Annotated in this window: 11 protein-coding genes; 6 read left to right on the forward strand and 5 right to left on the reverse strand. The window is 67.0% G+C overall.

Features of this window, described 5'->3' with window-relative positions:
* The first annotated feature begins 57 nt into the window (after positions 1-57).
* From FHR22_RS17100 to FHR22_RS17120, 5 genes are all read left to right on the forward strand, one after another.
* Positions 58-2466 (forward strand): ligase-associated DNA damage response DEXH box helicase, encoded by a 2409-nt coding sequence (locus tag FHR22_RS17100; protein WP_166944901.1) that lies wholly within the window; start codon positions 58-60, stop codon positions 2464-2466.
* Positions 2467-2732: 266 nt separating this feature from the next.
* Positions 2733-3782, forward strand: coding sequence for a retroviral-like aspartic protease family protein (locus FHR22_RS17105; RefSeq protein ID WP_166944902.1), 1050 nt, complete (start codon positions 2733-2735; stop codon positions 3780-3782).
* A 76-nt stretch (positions 3783-3858) separates the two neighbouring features.
* Positions 3859-4575 carry a ligase-associated DNA damage response endonuclease PdeM gene (gene pdeM / locus FHR22_RS17110; RefSeq protein ID WP_166944903.1) on the forward strand — a complete coding sequence of 239 codons (717 nt, stop codon included), beginning with the start codon at positions 3859-3861 and terminating at the stop codon, positions 4573-4575.
* Between the two features lie 171 nt (positions 4576-4746).
* Positions 4747-7581 (forward strand): TonB-dependent receptor, encoded by a 2835-nt coding sequence (locus FHR22_RS17115; protein ID WP_166944904.1) that lies wholly within the window; start codon positions 4747-4749, stop codon positions 7579-7581.
* Positions 7582-7932: 351 nt separating this feature from the next.
* Positions 7933-9747 (forward strand): cation:proton antiporter, encoded by a 1815-nt coding sequence (locus tag FHR22_RS17120; protein WP_166944905.1) that lies wholly within the window; start codon positions 7933-7935, stop codon positions 9745-9747.
* 30 nt (positions 9748-9777) lie between these two features.
* On the opposite strand, the gene holA is transcribed toward FHR22_RS17120, so the two are convergent.
* The 4 genes from holA to FHR22_RS17140 form a co-directional block, all read right to left on the reverse strand.
* Complete coding sequence (gene holA, locus FHR22_RS17125; protein WP_166944906.1) at positions 9778-10809, reverse strand: DNA polymerase III subunit delta; 1032 nt, start codon at positions 10807-10809, stop codon at positions 9778-9780.
* A 196-nt stretch (positions 10810-11005) separates the two neighbouring features.
* On the reverse strand, positions 11006-11566 hold the full coding sequence (gene lptE, locus FHR22_RS17130) for an LPS assembly lipoprotein LptE (RefSeq protein ID WP_166945085.1): 561 nt from the start codon (positions 11564-11566) through the stop codon (positions 11006-11008).
* Positions 11566-14115, reverse strand: coding sequence for a leucine--tRNA ligase (gene leuS / locus FHR22_RS17135; protein WP_166944907.1), 2550 nt, complete (start codon positions 14113-14115; stop codon positions 11566-11568). Before leuS ends, lptE begins: the two co-directional genes overlap by 1 nt.
* A 170-nt stretch (positions 14116-14285) precedes the next feature.
* Positions 14286-14762 (reverse strand): DUF3576 domain-containing protein, encoded by a 477-nt coding sequence (locus tag FHR22_RS17140; protein WP_166944908.1) that lies wholly within the window; start codon positions 14760-14762, stop codon positions 14286-14288.
* Positions 14763-15041: 279 nt separating this feature from the next.
* Between FHR22_RS17140 and FHR22_RS17145 the strand changes: the two genes are divergently transcribed.
* On the forward strand, positions 15042-15764 hold the full coding sequence (locus FHR22_RS17145; protein ID WP_166944909.1) for a hypothetical protein: 723 nt from the start codon (positions 15042-15044) through the stop codon (positions 15762-15764).
* 113 nt (positions 15765-15877) lie between these two features.
* Here the strand turns inward: FHR22_RS17145 and FHR22_RS17150 are convergent, their stop codons facing one another.
* Positions 15878-16504, reverse strand: coding sequence for a thiamine phosphate synthase (locus FHR22_RS17150; RefSeq protein WP_166944910.1), 627 nt, complete (start codon positions 16502-16504; stop codon positions 15878-15880).
* Positions 16505-16511: the final 7 nt, after the last annotated feature.

Raw genomic sequence — 16511 nt, forward strand, 5'->3', positions numbered from 1 at the left:
CCACCCGAACGCCGCGAAAGCCTTGCCCCCGCGCCCCGGGGCATCCACATCTGATCCATGTCCCTCCCCGCCCCCTTCACCGACTGGTTCGCCGCGCGCGGGTGGCGGCTGCGGCGGCATCAGGCCGACATGCTGGCGGCGGGGGAGCGCGGCGAGCATGCGCTGCTCGTCGCGGCAACCGGCGCGGGCAAGACCCTGTCGGGGTTTCTGCCGACGCTGGTCGACCTTTACCAGTACCCCTCCGACCGGCTGCACACGCTCTATGTCTCGCCGCTGAAAGCGCTCGCCGCCGACGTCGAACGCAACCTCACCGCCCCGATCGCCGAAATGGAGCTCGACATCAGCGTCGAGAGTCGCAGCGGCGATACATCGTCGGACAAGAAGGCGCGCCAGCGCAGCCGGCCGCCGAACATCCTGCTGACGACCCCCGAATCATTGTCGCTGCTGCTGTCCTATCCCGACAGTTTCGCGATGTTCGCCGCGCTGAAGACGGTGGTAATCGACGAAATCCACGCCTTCGCGCCGGGCAAGCGCGGCGACCTGCTCAGCCTTTCGATGGCACGGTTGCAGGCGATCGCCCCCGGACTGCGCCGTGTCGGACTGTCGGCGACGATCGCCGACCCGGCGCAATATGCGGCGTGGCTGGCACCCGGCAGCCGCGGCGAGACGGTGACCCTGGTCGAGGGCGAACCGGGCGCCGATCCCGATATCGCAATATTGCTGCCCGAGGGCGCGGTGCCCTGGGCGGGGCATTCGGGGCGTTATGCCGTGCACCAGGTGATGGAGGAGATCGCGAAGAACCGCACGACGATCATCTTCTGCAACACGCGCGGGCTGGCCGAGCTGATCTTTCAGGAATTGTGGAAGGTCAACGATCTGTCGCTCCCCATCGCGATCCACCACGGCAGCCTCGACCGCGAGGCGCGCCAGCGCGCCGAAGCGGCGATGGCCGAGGGGCGGCTGCGCGCGCTCGTCGCGACCGCCAGCCTCGACCTCGGGCTCGACTGGGGCGACGTCGATTGCGTGATCCAGATGGGGGCGCCCAAGGGATCGTCGCGGCTGCTGCAACGCATCGGGCGCGCCAATCACCGGCTCGACGAGCCGAGCCGCGCGCTGATCGTGCCGGGCAACCGCTTCGAATATCTGGAAGCGCGCGCGGCGCTCGACGCCGTCGACGCGGGCGAGCGCGACGCCGACCGCTTCCGTCCCGGCGCGCTCGACGTGCTGGCGCAGCATGTCATGGCGCTCGCCTGCGCGGCGCCGTTCGACGAAGCCGAACTGCTCGCCGAGATCCGCAGCGCGGCGCCCTATCGCTGGGTCGACGCGGCGCTCTTCGCGCGCCTGCTCGGCTTCGTGCGCGATGGCGGCTATGCACTCAAAAGCTATGATCGTTTCCGCCGCCTCGCTCCCGACGGGCCGGGCCGTTGGCGGATCGCGCATCCGCGGCTGGCGGCGCAGCACCGGCTCAACGCGGGGATCATCGTCGAGGCGCCGATGGCCGACGTCCGTTTCAAAAACGGCCGGCGGCTCGGCAAGGTCGAGGAATATTTCGCGAGCACGCTGACCCCCGGCGACACCTTCGCCTTCGCCGGTTTGAGCCTTGAGGTCGAGGCGCTCCGTGACACCGACGTCATCGTCCGCGCGACGACACGCCCGGCGCGCATCCCGAGCTATATGGGCGCGCGGCTCGCCATCTCGACGCGGCTCGCCGACCGGGTACGCGCCTTTCTCGCCGATCCGGCGAGCTGGCAGCGCTTTCCCGAGGACGTCCGCTTCTGGCTGGAGATGCAGGCGCTGCGGTCGGTGCTGCCACGCCCGGGCGAGCTGCTGGTCGAGACCTTCCCGCACGAAGGCGTTCATTATATGGTCTGCTATCCGTTCGAGGGATGGAACGCGCACCAGTCGCTCGGCATGCTGATCACCAAGCGGATGGAGCGCGCCGGGTTGCAGCCGCTGGGCTTCGTCGCGTCGGACTATGCGATCGCGACCTGGTCGCTGCGGTCGGTGACGCACCCCGAGGCGCTGTTCGACGCCGCGATCCTCGAAGGCGAATTCGTCGAGTGGGTCGAGCGGTCGCACCTGCTGAAACGCGCCTTTCGCGAGGTTGCGGTGATCGGCGGGCTGATCGAGCGCCAGCATCCGGGCAAGCGCAAGACGGGCAAGCAGGTGACGTTTTCGACCGACCTGATCTTTGACGTGCTCCAGAAATATGAGCCCGACCATCTGCTGCTCGAAGCCGCCTGGGCCGACGCGCGCGAACGGCTGACCGATGTCGCGCGGCTGGGCGACCTGCTCGACCGCGCGGCGGGGACGATGGTGCACCAGGCGCTCGACCGGATCAGCCCGCTGGCGATCCCGGTGCTCGTGCTGATCGGGCGCGAAAATGTCGCTGCCGCCGACATCGACGACGCGCTCCTCGGTGAACTGGCGGACAGTCTGGCGGCGGAGGCGATGCGGGCGGATTGAAGCAGGGCGGTACGAGGGTCTGCATTGGGGTGGGGAGCGGGCGTCGCTTTCTACAGCTTCGTCATCCCGGGCTTGACCCGGAATCCCGCTTTTTTGAGGGCACCGGCGGTTTTCAAGGTCAAGCGGGACCCCGGATCAAGTCCGGGGCGACGATGGACGGGACGGCAACTCCCGGCCGGAACCTGCAGCCCCTCCCCATCTCGCAATCGCTTGCGGCGGCCCCCTCGGAGGCGTAGATTGACGCAAAATATACAGAGGATGCCGCCATGACCCGTGTTGCCGTCCGTTCGCCGCTTTGGGCCCTGCTGGTCGCCACCCCGCTGATGCTGGGATCGACCCCGCCGGCGCCGCCGCCGCCAGCACCCGCATCCGCCCCCGTTCCGCACCCCGCCGATATGGTCGCGAACCCGGCGGCAACGGGCGAGGTCGTGCCGTTCATCCAGCCCTTCGACCTCGATGCGACGCGGCGGATGGCGGTTCCGGTGATGGTCGGCGGACAAGGACCCTTTTCCTTCCTGGTCGACACCGGCGCCGAACGGACGATCATCGCGCGCGAGCTCGCCGACCGGCTTGGCCTTACCGAGGGCGCGAAGCTGCGGCTCGCGACGATCGGCAGCTCGGCGATCGTGCAAAGCTATCGCGTTGCCGCATTGCAAATGACCGACCTGCGCCTGTCACCGTTCGAGGCGCCCGCCTTTTCGGGGCGGCATATCGGCGCCGCGGGGCTGATCGGCGTCGACATGCTCGAAAAGCGCCGCGTGCTGATCGATTTCCGGAACGAGAAGATGGAGATTCTCGAAACGCGGCTGCGCGCGCGGCCGATCATCCACGACGACGACGCGATCGTCGTCACCGCGCGCAACATGGCGGGGCGGCTGATCCTGTCCGACGCGCGGATCGACGGCAAGCGCGTCGACGTGATCGTCGACACCGGGGCGCAGACCAGCGTCGGCAACCTCGCGCTCCAGCGGCTGGTCGCCTCGCGGCGCCAGAACCGCGTCGCCTTTTTCCCGACCATCTTGAATGCGGTATCGGGCGAGGCGGTTCCGGCGATGCGGACGGCAATCAAGCGCATCACGATCAACGGCGCCGAAGTGAACGACCTGCCGGTCGCTTTCGCCGATTCGCAGGCTTTTCGCGCACTGAACCTCGAAACGCGCCCCGCGCTGCTGCTCGGAATGGACAGCCTGGCACTGTTCGACCGCGTCGAGATCGATTTCCCGAACAAGCGCGTCGTTTTCGACCTGCCGAGCCGTGCATCCCGCGAAACGCGGCAGCGCTTCGCGGCGAACACCTGGGCCAGCGCCGGAAGCTGAACGCGGACCGCGCCCTGATTGCGCACCCCTATTTCGCACCCTTGCCGCGCGTGGATGCGCTTGCCATAGCGGCGCCATGCCGCCCGCGCCCATCCTCGATTTTGCCGGCCACCGCTTCGCGGCGCTCGCCGACCGGGCGTTGTTCTGGCCGCACCATGGCGCGCTGATCGTCGCCGACCTGCATCTGGAAAAGGCCAGCTGGTATGCGGCGCGCGGCCAGCCTTTGCCGCCCTATGACAGCCACGATACGCTCGACCGGCTGGCACGGCTGGCGGCCGAAACCGGCGCGCGCGCGATCTGGTGCCTTGGCGACAGCTTTCACGATCAGGGCGCAGCAAGCCGGATCGTCCCGGCGATCGCCGAACGGTTGCGCGGCCAGGCGGCGGCAACGAAGCTTGTCTGGATCGCGGGCAATCACGACGGGCTTTCGGGCGGGGCATGGGGCGGCGAGGTCGCCGACGAGCTGGCGGTCGACGGCATCATCTTTCGCCATCAGTGCGAAGCCGGCGAAACGCGCCCCGAAATCAGCGGCCATTTCCATCCCAAGGTGCGGCTGACGATCCGCGGACGCAGCGTCGCGCGCGCCTGTTTCGCCGGCGACGCGCGGCGGTTGATCCTGCCCGCTTTCGGCAGCCTGACCGGCGGGCTCGATGCCCAACATCCGGCGATTGCCGGAAATTTTTCCGGCGGCTACCGCGCGATGCTCGTCGCGCAGGGCCGCCTCCTCGCCTTTCCCTGCCGCGGCGGAGCGGGCGATGACGCTACGGCACGCCGCGTCGCAATCGGCCGCTGACCCGCCCGCGCGCCGCCGCCCGATCGCGACGCCGGCAGTGTCCCTGTGGCCAAAAAACATCACCGGGCCAAAAATGACGCAAAAGCAGGGGGTCCACGCTGGATCAGCGTCGTTGTTCGGTTAAGATCGCCTCGCAACAAAAATAATGAAATGTTGAGAGGAGTGCCCGTCATGACATCATCTTCCCTTCTTGCTGGCCATTTGCTGCGCACCACCGCGCTTGGACTTTCGATTGCGATCGCTGCAGCCGCGGCCCCGGCCTTTGCCCAGGACAGCGCGCCGCAGGACGCCGCCAGCGACGACAGCGGCGATGCGCCGATCATCGTCACCGCGCAGGGTCGTTCGCAGCTGTTGTCCGACGTTCCCGTCGCGATTTCGGCGGTCAGCGCCGAAACGCTGCAGAACAGCGGCGCGAACGACATCCGCCAATTGAACCAGGTCGCGCCTTCGCTGCTCGTGTCGTCGACCGGTAGCGAAGCCAATGGTTCGGCGCGTATCCGCGGCATCGGCACCGTCGGCGACAATCCGGGCCTCGAAAGCTCGGTCCCCGTCTTCATCGACGGCGTCTATCGTTCGCGTTCGGGCATCGGGCTCAACGAACTCGGCGAAATCGAACGCGTCGAGGTCCAGCGCGGCCCGCAAGGCACGCTCGGCGGCCGCAACTCGTCGGCGGGCCTGATCAGCATCTATTCGAAGAAGCCGTCGTTCGAATTCGGCGCGACGGGCGAAGCGACCTATGGCAACTACGACTATTGGCGCCTCGGCGGCAGCGTCACCGGCCCGATCACCGATACGATCGCCGCGCGCCTCGACGGCGTGTGGGTGAAGCGCGACGGTTTCTACAAGGACACGACGAACGACACCGACGTCAACAACCGCAACCGCTATTTCCTGCGCGGCCAGCTCTTGTTCGAACCGACCGACGCGCTGTCGATCCGGCTGATCGCCGACTATACCTATCGCAACGAGCGCTGCTGCGCGGCGACCTATATCGACAACAGCGTCAATCCGATGATCGGCAACCTCAACAATCCGAGCGCGCCCAACGCGCCGCCGACCGACACGACCAACAATATCATCCGCGTTCTCACCGACCTTGGCCAGCCGCTCGGCGCGTTCAACCAGGGTTATGACCGCAATATCTCGGTCAGTCCCGGCCGCAGCTTTGCCGGCAAGACCAAGGATTACGGCTTTTCGGGCCAGATCGACTGGGATCTGGGCGGCGCGACGCTGACCTCGATCACCGGCTATCGCGAATATCGTTCGGGGCAGGCGGGCGACCTCGATTATGGTGCGGTCGACATCCTCTATCGCGCCGACAGCAAGGACGCCTATCGCCAGTTCCACACCTTCACCCAGGAACTGCGCCTGCAGGGCGAAGCGTTCGACGGCAAGCTCGACTGGCTGGTCGGCGGCTTTTTCGCCAATGAAAAGCTGACCGTGCGCGACAATCTGCGCTTCGGCGAAGATTATGGCCGCTTTGCGGCATGCCGCCTCATCTCGGGCGCCGGTGCGCTTTCGGGGCTTTATTCGCCGAACAGCCCGTCATGCATCTTCCCCGGCGTCGGCCCGGCGACGATCCTCGGCGCGCTCGGCCCGGCCATCGGCGGCGACGTCGTCGCGAGCCTCGCGGCGCTCGACGGCATCAGCGATCGCGGCAGCATCAACGACGTCTATCGCCAGAACGGGCGCAACTGGGCGTTGTTCACCCACAATATCTTCCACATCACCGACAAGCTCGATTTCACCTTCGGCGTTCGCTACACCAACGACCGCAAGAAGTTCAGCGCGAGCTTCACCAACGACAACACGGCGTGCCAGTTCGTCCAGAGCCGGATGACCGACGACCTGACCAACCCCAGCGCGACCGTCCGCGGCGTCGCCGGCGGGCTGATCGGCCTTGCCTGCCAGGGCAATTCGACCGCCGAACTCGACGGCGTGTCGATCCGCGACAAGCGCAGCGAAGACGAATGGACCGGCACCGCGATCCTGTCGTACAAGCCGGTCGACGACCTGATGCTCTACGCCAGCTTCTCGCGCGGCTATAAGGCAGGCGGTTTCAACCTCGACCGTTCGGCACTCAAAAACCCGATCCAGCTCGTGAACGGCGTTCCGACGACGACCTTCGCCGCGGCGGGCGGGGCGCAGGCGCTGGTCGGCAATCTGCAGTTCGACCCCGAACTGGTGAACAATTATGAACTGGGTGCGAAATATTCGACCGGTCCGTTCGGCGTCGGGCTGACCTTCTTCCGGTCGGACTTCAAGAATTTCCAGCTCAATACGTTCAACGGCAGCGTGTTCATCGTCCAGACGGTCAACGGCTGTTCGGCCGACCTGAATGGCGGCGACCGCGACCAGAGCAAATTCCCCGGCGCGCCCAATTTCAATGCCGGCGCGACGGGGAGCGGGGCCTGCAACCCCGACGATGTCAGCTGGGGCGTGCGCACCGAGGGCTTCGAACTCGAAGCCTCGCTGGTCCCCGCACGCAGCTTCCGCATGACCGCCGGCCTTACCTATGCGAATACCAAATATCGCAGCAATCTGGTGGGCAACAAATCGGGCGCGCCGCTCGACCAGGCGCTGCGCCTGCTGCCGGGCAATAATCTGTCGAACGCGCCCGAACTGGTCGCCACCGGCAGCGTGACCTGGACCCCCGAAATCGGGAGCAGCGGGCTGACCGGCCTCGTCTATATCGATGGCCGCATGACCAGCGACTATAACACCGGCTCTGACCTGTTCCCGCAGAAGGCACAGGATGGCTATGCTCTGTTCAACGCCCGCGTCGGCGTCCGCGGCCCCGACGAGAAATGGGGCATCGAGCTTTGGGCGCAGAATATCTTCAACAAAAACTACTCCCAGGTCGCGTTCAACTCGCCGTTCCAGGAAGGCGCCACGTCGACCACCGCTGCGTTCGCCGACCCGCAATATCCGGGCGGTCGCCAGATCTTCTCGCAGTTCCTTGCAGAACCGCGGACCTATGGCGTGACCCTGCGCGGCAAATTCTGATCGCGCAGGAAGCAACGGGAGCCGCCCGCTCACTCCGGTGAGCGGGCGGTTTCCTTTTGGGCGATATCCTTAGTACACCCGCCACGGGGATGGCCGATGACGGCCGGCAGTTACCCTTTGCTTCCTTGTCACCCGGACTTGATCCGGGGTGACGCCTGACGTCGAAAACTGCGGGTGCCTCCAAAAAGCGGGATCCCGGGTCAAGCCCGGGATGACGAAGGGTGGGCTGAACGGCGGATACGGGCATAGCCACCTGTGCATCCCAAATCGGGCATCCTCCACTGTCGTTCGCAATCGACATATGCACCTTCTTTCTGGAACCTTTCCCGCATCATGGCATAGGCTGATCGCATGTTCGCGATCGAATCCCTGCTCGTCAAAATCGCCCTGATCGGGGTGATCGGCATCGGTGCCCAATGGGCCGCTTGGCGGACGGGCAAACCGGCGATCGCGCTGATGCTCGTGGCCGGCATCCTCGCGGGGCCGGTGCTGGGGCTGATCGATCCCGAGCGCGATTTCGGGAACTTGCGCGAGCCGATCATCAAGCTCGCGGTCGCGGTCATCCTGTTTGAAGGCGGGCTCAGCCTGAAGTTTCGCGAATTGCGCCACGCGGGAATCGCGGTGTTCATGCTCGTCTTTATCGGCGTGCCCGTCGGCTGGATACTCGGCACCGCAGCCGCTTATTACGGCGCCGGGCTGCCATTCGAGCTGGCGGCGCTGTTCGGCGGGATCATGGTGGTGACCGGACCGACGGTGATCATCCCGATGCTGCGATCACTCAATATCACGCCGCGCGTCAAGCATATGCTGAAATGGGAAGCGATCGTGAACGACCCGATCGGCGCCCTGCTAGCGGTTGGCATCTTTGCCTATATCACCCATGGCGGGGCGGAGGCGGATAGCATCGGGATTGTGACCGACGTCGTCGCAGCGAGCCTGCTCGCGGTGATCATCGGCAGCGCCGCGGGCTTTGCGCTGACCTTTGCCTTTCCGCGCGGCTGGGTGCCCGAATATCTGAAGGCGCCGGTGCTGCTGACGACGGTGATCGCGGTCTTCGTCCTGTCCGACCTGATCATGCACGAAACCGGACTGATTACCGTCACCGTGATGGGGGTGGTGATGGCGAACCGCGAAACCTATTCGAGCCACACGCTGATGCGCTTCAAGGAGGACCTCACCGTCCTCCTCGTCTCGGGCGTCTTCATCATCCTGTCGGCGACGCTCGACTGGAGCGTGGTGCAGAATTTCCAGTTCCGCTTCCTGCTGTTCCTCATCTTGCTGCTGTTCGTCGTCCGGCCGCTGACGATCATGACCGCGCTGCTGTTCACGCGCATTCCGTTCAAGGAACGGCTGTTCGTCGCCTGGATCGCACCGCGCGGCATCGTCGCCGCGGCGGTCACCGGCCTGTTCGCGCTGCGCCTGTCCGATTATGGCGTGCCGGGCGCCGAGGCGCTGGTGCCCTTGTCCTTCGCCGTCGTCATCGCCACGATCTTCGCGCACGGCTTTACCGCCGCGCCGTTCGCGCGCTGGCTCGGACTCGACCGCGGCAAGGGCGAGGGCGTGTTGCTGGTCGGCGCGAACAGCTGGACGATCGCCTTCGCCGAATTCATCAAGGGGCAGGACCGCAAGATCCTGATCGCCGACCCGAGCCAGCTCGCGCTCCGCCGCGCGCGGCGCGCCGACGTGCCCGTCTATCACGGCGACATATTGGACGAGGTGCGCGAGGATCACCTCGACCTCGGCGAATATCAGCAATTGATCGCGGCGACCGACAACGACGCCTATAATGCGCTGATCTGCAGCGAACTGGCGCCCGAGATCGGCCACGACCGGGTCAGCCGCACGGTCGGCGAATCGCGCGCCGGCCACGTCCGGCGCGGACGCATCTTCACGCTCGCCGGCACCCCGATCGAGGAACAGCTCGACCGGTTGCAGGCGGGATGGACGTTCAGCCGCACCCGGATCACCGAAGTGTTCACCTATGCCGATTACGCGCAGCGGATGAAGGCGTCGGGCGGCGACAGCCTGGCGGTGGTCAAGCCATCGGGCGATCTGTTGATCTTTTCGACCGGGCACCGGCCCGGGGTCGAGGCGGGCGACACGATCTGGACCTTCGTTCCGCCCGATGTGCCGAAGCCGCGCAAGGCGGAGAGCGAAGCGGCCTAGCCCCCTCCCGCTCGCGGGAGGGGAAAGGGGTCAGCGCGCCCGCGCGGCCTGGTGGGCGATGTCGGTCATCAGCTTGCGGAACAGCACCGCGCCCGGGGTGCCCGAGGATTTCAACGCGCGTTCGCAATCGAGCAGGCGGCTCATCAGCCGCGCGACGCGCACCGAATCCCAGATGTGGAGCTGCGCGGTGACGGCATCGCGTTCTTTCCAGAACACGCCGCTGCTCTTCGCGGCGACGACAGTTGCGGGATGCGCCCCGGCGTCGACCTCGGCCCGCAGCCGCGCCAGCTGCATCGCCCGGATCGCGAGCGCGCGGATGATGCGGATTTCGGCCACCCCGACCGCCGCCGCGGTCGCGAGCATCGCGGGCAGATCGCGCACTTTGCCGCCGAGCGCGACGTTGATGCATTCGCTGACGTCCTCCTCGTGCGTCGCGGCGCCGAGCGCGGCGATATCGGCGGCCGCCACCTGTCGCTGCCGGTCGCGCCCGGCGTCGAGGTAGAGCGCCATCTTCTCGATCTCGCGGCGCATCAGCGCCTGGTCGCCCGAGACGAGATCGACGAGCAATTGCGCCTCGGCATTGGCGAGGCGGAGGCCCTGTTCTTCGGCCGCGGCCATCGCGATGCCGACGAGCGCGCGCCGGTCGGGCTGGTAACAGATGGCGGCGGCGGCGTTCGGCGACGCTTCGACCAGCTTGACCAGTTTCGATTTGGCGGTGACCGTCGCGCCGGTCGCGATCACCGGATTGATCACCGTATCGGCGGCAAGCAGAGCCTCGACCGCCGCGAGACTGTCGTCGCCACTGCCCGCGATTTCGAGCCGGATCACGCGCGCGGGCGAAAAGAGCGACATCGATGCCGCCTCGGCCGCGAGCAGCGACGGATCCTGCGCCAGCTGGGTGCCGGTGAGGTCGAGCCGTTCGGCCTCCTTGCCCGCGAGGCCGATCAGGTGGCCGGCGACCGCCGCCATCGTCGCTTCGTCGGGACCGGTCAGCAGCGTGAAGCGGACGGCGGGATCGAGGCGCGACAGGCGTTCGAGCTCGGCGGGTTTGACGGCCTTCATCGCCGGCCGAGACCTGTGGGGATTGAGCTATTATTCGGCACTATCTTGCCCGTACCCCTGCGAAGGCAGGGGTCCATCTCCCCTGCTGTTGTCTTCCCGAACCGTTCGCCGGATTTCGCCACGGCGGGAGATGGGCCCCTGCCTTCGCAGGGGCGCAGAGCCTGCGGGCGAGACGGAAATTGAACCCCCACTGACCTTAATGCGGGGGCGGCGTCGTTGCGGGCGCCCCCGTTGCCGGAGCCGCCGGGGCCGCGCCGCCGCGATTGGCGAAGACCGCGAGGCGCGCGACGATCTGGTCGGCGACGCCCGAGGCGAGTCGTTCGAGCGCCGAGCTTTCGGCGGCGATCGTCGCATATTCGCTGCCGACGACGTCGATCCCGGCGTCGGCGGCGGCGGTCGCATCGACCAGCACCTCGCCGCTCGCCGCGTCGACGAGTTGATAACGCGCGCGCAGGGTGCGACGTTCGCGCGTCACCGCATCGTCGGCGCGGACGCCGAAGCCGGTGATCGAATCCTCGAGCTTGACGTCGAGCCGCAGCCGCTTGCCCGGTCCGCGTCCGCCCTCGGTCGCGACGAAGCGATCGCGAAGCGCGTTGCGGACGAGCCAGCCCGAATGACCCTCGATCGGCGCGACGTCGATATCGGCGAGCACGGTCGCCACCGTCCCCTTGCTGCCATTGGCGTACAAGGGACGCAGGCCGCAGCCGCCGATGGTCAGCGAGGCGGCCACGAGGGCGGAGACAAGGATCGTGCGCATCAAGATACGATATTCACCAAACGGTCGGGGACCACAATCACCTTCTTCGGCGCGCTACCTGCCAGCAGTTCGACGATTCGCGGACGCGCGAGCGCCGCGGCTTCCACCGCATCCTTGTCGAGGCCTTTGGCGAGCGTCATCGTATCGCGCAGCTTACCGGCGATCTGGATGGCGATTGTCACCTCGTCATCGACGAGCAGTGCCGGATCGGCGGCGGGCCACGCGGCATCGGCGATCATCGCGGTGGTGCGCTGGCTGGCCGGCAGCGCCGCCCAGGCCTCTTCGGCGAGATGCGGCATCATCGGCGCGACGAGCAGGATCAAGGTCCGGCATGCCTCGGCGCGCGTCGCCGACGGCGGTGCCTTTTCGATCTCGTTCGCCAGCGCGTGGATTTTCGCGACGGCCTTGTTGAAGCCCAAAGCCTCGACATCGGTCGCGACCCCGGCGATCGCCTGGTGGAGCTTGCGCGCAAGCGGCTTGTCTTCACCGCCGTCGCCGGCGTTTCCGGTGTCGCCGAAAATCCGCCACAGGCGCTGAACGAAGCGCCAGGCGCCTTCGATCCCCGCCTCGCTCCACGGCAGGTCGCGCTCGGGCGGGCTGTCGGAGAGCATGAACCAGCGTGCGGCGTCGGCGCCATATTGGTCGAGGATGGCGTCGGGATCGACGACATTCTTCTTCGACTTCGACATCTTGATCACGCGGCCGACATCGACCGGCGCGCCGTCGGCGCTCAGCGTCGCACCATCGGCGGTGCGCGTCACCTCGTCGGGGGTGAAGAAAAGCGCGGCCTGGCCCTCGCCCTGTTCGCGGCTGTAGGTTTCGTGCGTCACCATCCCTTGTGTGAACAGGCTGGCGAAGGGCTCGGCGATGTCGATCATCCCCATCTTCTGCAGCGCACGCGTCCAGAAGCGCGCGTAGAGCAGATGGAGGATCGCATGCTCGATGCCGCCGATATACTGGTCGACGGGCAGCCAGCGGCGGATCACCTCGGGGTCGAAGGGCTGGTCCGGCGGCGAGCTGGCGAAGCGCAGGAAATACCAGGATGAATCGACGAAAGTGTCGAGCGTGTCGGTTTCGCGCACCGCGTCGCCGCCGCACGACGGGCAAGCGACATGCTTCCACGTCGGATGGCGGTCGAGCGGATTGCCGGGGGTCTTGAAATCGACATCCTCGGGCAGCACGACGGGCAGCTGGTCCTTGGGCACCGGCACCGTGCCGCACGCATCGCAGTGGATGAACGGGATCGGCGTGCCCCAATAGCGCTGGCGCGACACGCCCCAGTCGCGCAGGCGCCATACAGTGGTGCCCTTGCCCCAGCCCTCATGCTCCGACCGCGCGATGACCGCCGCCTTCGCCTCGTCGATCGTCATCCCGTCGAGGAAGTGGCTGTTCACCAGCTTGCCGGGGCCGGTGTAAGCTTCGGTCCCTGCGAAATGCTGCGCGGTTTCGTCGCCGTCGGCGATGACGCGGTGAACCTGCAGCCCATATTTATGCGCGAAGTCGAGGTCGCGCTGGTCGTGCGCCGGGCAGCCGAAGATCGCGCCGGTGCCATAATCCATCAGCACATAATTCACGACCCAGACGGGCAGATGCCAGTTCGGGTCGAGCGGATGCTCGACCGCGATGCCGGTGTCGAAGCCCAGCTTTTCGGCGGTGTCGATCTGCTCGGCGGCGGTGCCCTGACGGCGGCATTCGGCGATGAAGGCCGTCAGTTCGGGCGAATCCTGCGCCAGTTTCTCGGCGAGCGGATGGTCGGGCGAGATCGCCGCGAAGCTGGCGCCGTAGAGCGTGTCGGGGCGCGTCGTGAAGACGTCGAAGCCGGTGCCGCCGCCCGCCAGTTTGAAGCTGAATTCAAGGCCCTGCGACTTGCCGATCCAGTTTTCCTGCATCAGCCGCACCTTGTCGGGCCAGCTGTCGAGGCTGCCCAGCCCGTCGAGCAATTCCTCGGCGAAGTCGGTGATCTTGAGGAACCACTGCGACAATTTCTTCTTTTCGACCAGCGCTCCCGAGCGCCAGCCGCGGCCGTCGATCACCTGTTCGTTGGCGAGCACGGTCATGTCGACCGGATCCCAGTTGACATAGCTGTGCTTGCGCGTGACCAGCCCCGCCGCGAACAGGTCGAGGAACAGCGCCTGTTCCTGGCCGTAATAATCGGGCTCGCACGTCGCGAGCTCGCGGCTCCAGTCGATCGCGAGGCCAAGGCGTTTCAGCTGCGCGCGCATCGACGCGATATTGTCGCGCGTCCAGCCGCCGGGGTGGACGCCCTTTTCCATCGCCGCATTCTCGGCGGGCATGCCAAAGGCGTCCCAGCCCATCGGGTGGAGGACGTCGTGGCCGGTCATCGCCTTGAAGCGCGCGAGCACGTCGCCCATCGCATAGTTGCGGACATGCCCCATATGGATGCGCCCCGACGGATAGGGGAACATCTCGAGGATATAGGCCTTGGGCCTTTCGCCGCTTTCCTTGGTGGCGAAGCTGTTCGCGGCGTCCCATGCGGCCTGCCAGCGAGCATCGGCGGCGAGGGCGCCGAAGCGCGGTTCGCGGGTCATTTATCTGCTACCCCGTTTAGTCTGTCTACATGGTCGCCATCCCCGCCCTTCGACTGCCTTTGCAGGCGCTCAGGATAAACTTCAACCGAAGGTTGAAGGCCGCGATCTCGCCGGTGCATCAGATACCGAGGTCGAGATCCCGGCCTTCGCCGGGATGACGGAATTGAATATCAGCCTTCGATCGCGCCGCGGCGCAGGTCGCGGGCGCGGGTGAGGATGATTTCCTCGAGCTTCTGCACCGTCGCCGCCTGGACCGGCGCATCGACCCAGGCGCCGCCCTGCGACACCTGGCGCGACGCGGCGACACGCAACGCATCGGCGCGCAGGTCGCGGTCGAGGATCGATACCGTCACCTTCAGCCGTTCGCCCGGATTGGCAGGGTTCGCATACCAGTCGGTGATGATGACGCCGCCCGACGAATCGGCCTGGAGCAACGGCATGAACGACAGGGCGTCGAGCGATGCACGCCACAAATAGCTGTTGACACCGATCGTCGTCACCTGGCTCGCGGCCAGATCGGCGCGGGGCCGTTCCTTGCCGCCGCCGCAGGCCGCAAGGCCGAACGCCGCGACGCCGAGCAGCGCGAGCGTGGCCGAACGGCGACCGGGCGTGGCGCCGAACGCGGCAGGGACGGAAAGCTTGGACATGCCGGAATACCTTATCTTGGGCGCCGCCAGCCACACAGAAACCCGGCCGCGCATACGGGAATTTCCAGCGTCTCTATCGCCCTTGCCGCCGTCCGGCAAGCGCGGCAATTGCGCGGCTGCCGCGGTTCATGCCCGGCTCAGACTGGCACGAAACTGTGGTCATCGCGCAACAACACCGGCGAAAAGCTCGGCGAATGCGATTAATCGCGGTGGAATCACTGGCAATATCGCCGAACACGTCCTATCTGCCGAATCAATTGGGGATGGAGTCGCAGAGCAATGGCGCGGAAACCGCGACATTTTTGGAAAACCGGTCTCGTCGCTGCCGCGGCGATTTCGCTTGTGTTGCCGCCGGCACTGGCGGCGATGACGCGCGCCGACCGCATCCGCGACACGACCCTCTCTGAAACCCTGCTCGGCCAGTTCACCCCCGCGTCGGGCGACCCGCGCCTGATCGCGCGCTACGCCAAAATGTCGGAAGAAGCGCGCCGCAGCTTCACCTTCACCCCCGCGCTCTCCGACGAGAATCGCAAGAACCGTGCGATCACCGTCGTGATTCGCTCGCGCGACGACAGTTCGAGCGCGGCGCGCACCGCCGCGCTGGCCAACATCGCCGGCGGCCGCACGACGCCGGTCGCCATCGCGCCCGTCGCCTACAACCTCGGCGCGTCGGTCGGCTTCGAGAAATTCGTCACGCCGCAGCTGCCGCGCGGTACCGACCTGCGCAACCTGCCGGTCGCGAAGGCGCCCGACCAGAGCGAGAAGAAGTCGCGCTTCGCGACCAAGATGCTGACGCGGCCGAGCGATCCCGCCGGCGCGACCGACCGCATCACCGCGCCCGGCACCGACCAGACCGTCGATGTCGTCAGCAGCTATCGTCTGACCAAGAATATCGATGTCACCGCCGGTGTCCGCTATCGCACCGACGACCGGGTCGAACCGCTGACCGATGCGCGGCGCGACAGCCAGGCGGTTTATGTCGGAACTGCCTTCCGCTTCTAGGCTGCGTTGATATTTGGCCCGGGGCGGCCTGCAAATGTCAATTTTTCAAGCTTCCGGTGCTCACGCACATAAGTGCGCTGCGCTCCGGGTCCCGAAAAATCACCATTTTCGACTCACCCCGAACCAAATCTCAACGCAGCCTTTGTTCGGCGCGCTGCGGCTTTTCGATCCCATACATCTATCCCCGCCCAGCCGGGAATCCCGCTCGTCCGCCGCAGCTGGCGCGCGCGCGCGGGCGTCATTCCGCCGAGCGCGACCGGCGGCGCGCCCGACAGGCGCGCGAGGCGCAGCCATGCGGCGCGGCCGAGCGCGGGGGCGCCGGGGTGCGAGCGCGTCGGATGGAGCGGCGAGATGAAGACCGCCTGCGCCCCGGCGCGGCGCGCGCGGCGGGCTTCCCGCGCATCATGCACCGGCATCGTCACCAGCAGGCCGAGCCGGTGCGCCTGCGCCGCGCGGCCCGCGGCGTGCTGGCGGAGATGAACGCCGTCGGCGCCCCAGCGCTTCGCCAGCGCGGGCGTCCCGGCGAGCAGCACGGTCAGGCCGCGCGCCCGCGCGATGCGCATCAGCCGCCGGAACAGCCGCCAGCGCGGCCCCGCGGCGAGGCGGTCGTGGCGCAGCACGACCCCGCTGCCCGGCGGCAGCAGCGCCGCCAGTTCGGCGACGCCCGCCGCCGACCGTTCGTCGCTGAACAGCCAGAGTTTTGACAGCCAGAGCTTTGGCAGGGGGTGGCGCCGGACCATTGCCCTT

It is taken from the genome of Sphingopyxis panaciterrae (genome assembly GCF_011762125.1).
GTDB lineage: Bacteria > Pseudomonadota > Alphaproteobacteria > Sphingomonadales > Sphingomonadaceae > Sphingopyxis > Sphingopyxis panaciterrae.